Origin of the sequence: Catellatospora sp. NPDC049609, assembly GCF_040675365.1 — a bacterium.
Classification (GTDB): domain Bacteria; phylum Actinomycetota; class Actinomycetes; order Mycobacteriales; family Micromonosporaceae; genus Catellatospora.
Genome location: NZ_JBFAOU010000428.1, coordinates 1 through 1888, shown reverse-complemented (window position 1 = coordinate 1888; position 1888 = coordinate 1). Strand labels below are relative to the sequence as shown.

At 65.2% G+C, this 1888-nt stretch carries 1 protein-coding gene; it reads left to right on the top strand.

All coding sequences use genetic code 11. From position 1 onward, the window contains the following. The first annotated feature begins 376 nt into the window (after window positions 1–376). Window positions 377–1762: a squalene monooxygenase gene (locus tag AB0J67_RS40855; RefSeq protein ID WP_363491165.1), complete on the top strand. Its 1386-nt coding sequence runs from the start codon at window positions 377–379 to the stop codon at window positions 1760–1762. Window positions 1763–1888 lie beyond the last annotated feature (126 nt).

Below are 1888 nucleotides of genomic sequence, written 5' to 3'. Positions count from 1 at the left end.
TCGCGATCTACCTGGCCAGCAAGGACGGCTACGAAGACTCGTACCTGCCCAGCGGCCACACCGCCGGCACCGCCGAGGAAGCACTCGACTGCGCCAGCAGCCTCTACCTCGACAACTCGGTCACCTGAGCGACCCCCGACGAATTAACGCCGAGCAGCACTAAGGCGAAAGCTCAACTGAAGACGATGACATCTTCCGTCAGCGTATTGAAAGAGGTACGAAAGCCCAGCACCTCACTATTTAACTGTCGACGCCGCTTTCCGGCTACCTGCGGCGAGTCGATGATCGGCAAATTGACCTCCATGGCGTCCCGCTGGAGCTCATCCCGCAGACGCTCAGCGCATTCGCCTCATACATCACCAGGTGGAGTGAGTTTATGTCTACCATCAACAGGTCGGACCACGCGGTAGTGCTCGGCGCTAGTATCGGTGGCCTGCTTGCCGCGCGCGTGCTGAGCGAGTCGTTTGCCAGGGTCACCATCTTCGACCGCGACAGGCTGCCTGTTGATGGCGTTACCGGCCGCAAGGGCGTGCCGCAGGGCGATCACACGCATGGGCTGCTCGCTCGGGGCCGCCAGGTGTTGGAGGAGTTGTTCCCCGGGTTCGCCGATGACATGGCTGTGGTAGGCGCGGTGTCCGCCGACGTACAGGGCGACGGAGTGTGGATCAACCATGGTCACCGCGTCGCTGCGAAACAGACCGGACTGTTCGGCCTGGGGGTGACGCGTGTCGCGCTGGAGGCTTACGTGCGTCGCCGAGTCGCTGAGCTGCCCAACGTCGAGCTGCGCGAGCGCCACGAGGCGCTGGGTCTGCTGTGCTCGGGTGACCGCAGCCGGGTTACCGGCGTACAGGTGCTACCAGCGGGCGGTACCGAACTTCGGTTGGACGCCGACCTGGTCGTCGATGCGACCGGCCGCGGCAACCGCGGTCCGACGTGGCTTTCCGAGCTGGGCTACGAGAAGCCGGCCGAGGAACATGTGGACCCGCTCACGTACTACGAGTCTCGCGTCTACCACCGCAAGCCGGGCCAGCTGAACTTCACCTCTGCGGTGATCAGCCCGTCGCCCGATCTGCCGATCGGCGGCGCGGCTCTGCCGGTCGAGGGCAACCGCTGGATGATGACACTTGTCGGCGTCGGCAAGGACGGTACTCTTCCGGCCGACCGCGATGGCTATACCGGCTTTACCCGACGGCTGCCCAGTGACGAGTTGTTCCAACTGGTCACCAGGTGCGAGCCGGCCGGCCCCGGTCTACGCCTGCGTTTGCCGGTCAGCGTGCGCCGCCGCTACGAACGTCTGGCCAGGCTGCCGGAAGGCCTGGTTTCGATCGCCGACGCGATCTGCAGCTTCAACCCTGCATACGCTCAGGGCATGACCGTTGCTGCAGTGGAGGCGATCGCGCTTCGCGACTGCCTCCGGCAAGGGCTCGACGGGCTGCCGAGGCGCTTCTACGCGGCTGCCTCGAAGGTCATCGACGTGCCGTGGGGCATGGCGGTCGGTGCCGACCTGAGCCACCCCGAGGTCGAGGGCCCCCGCAGTCGCAAGACAAACTTTATTAACAGGTACGTCGCTCGCCTGCACATCGCGGCCGCCAGGCACCCCGCGGTGGGCTACGCGTTCTTGTCCGTGGCGAACCTGATGTCCCCGCCGCAGCGGCTGTTCTCCCCGGGTGTGCTAGCCCGTGTGCTGTGGTACGGACGCCGCCCGAGCCGCATTTCAGCTGCGCCGATGCGGTGGCGCCATGTCGACGCTTCTGGAAGATAGGTACGTGGGGCAACGGGTTAAGCCCCTCTAATAGTGCTTTGTTAGGTCGGCGTGTCGTACGGGTCTCCGTGGGCTGGCGTAGTGTCATGTCGCGGTGACCCCTCACGAGCTTTCGGTTGTGCGGCA

Bases quoted from the DNA above. Each gene is read 5' to 3' on its own strand.
- AB0J67_RS40855 (WP_363491165.1), top strand. From the start codon at position 377: ATGTCTACCATCAACAGGTCGGACCACGCGGTAGTGCTCGGCGCTAGT.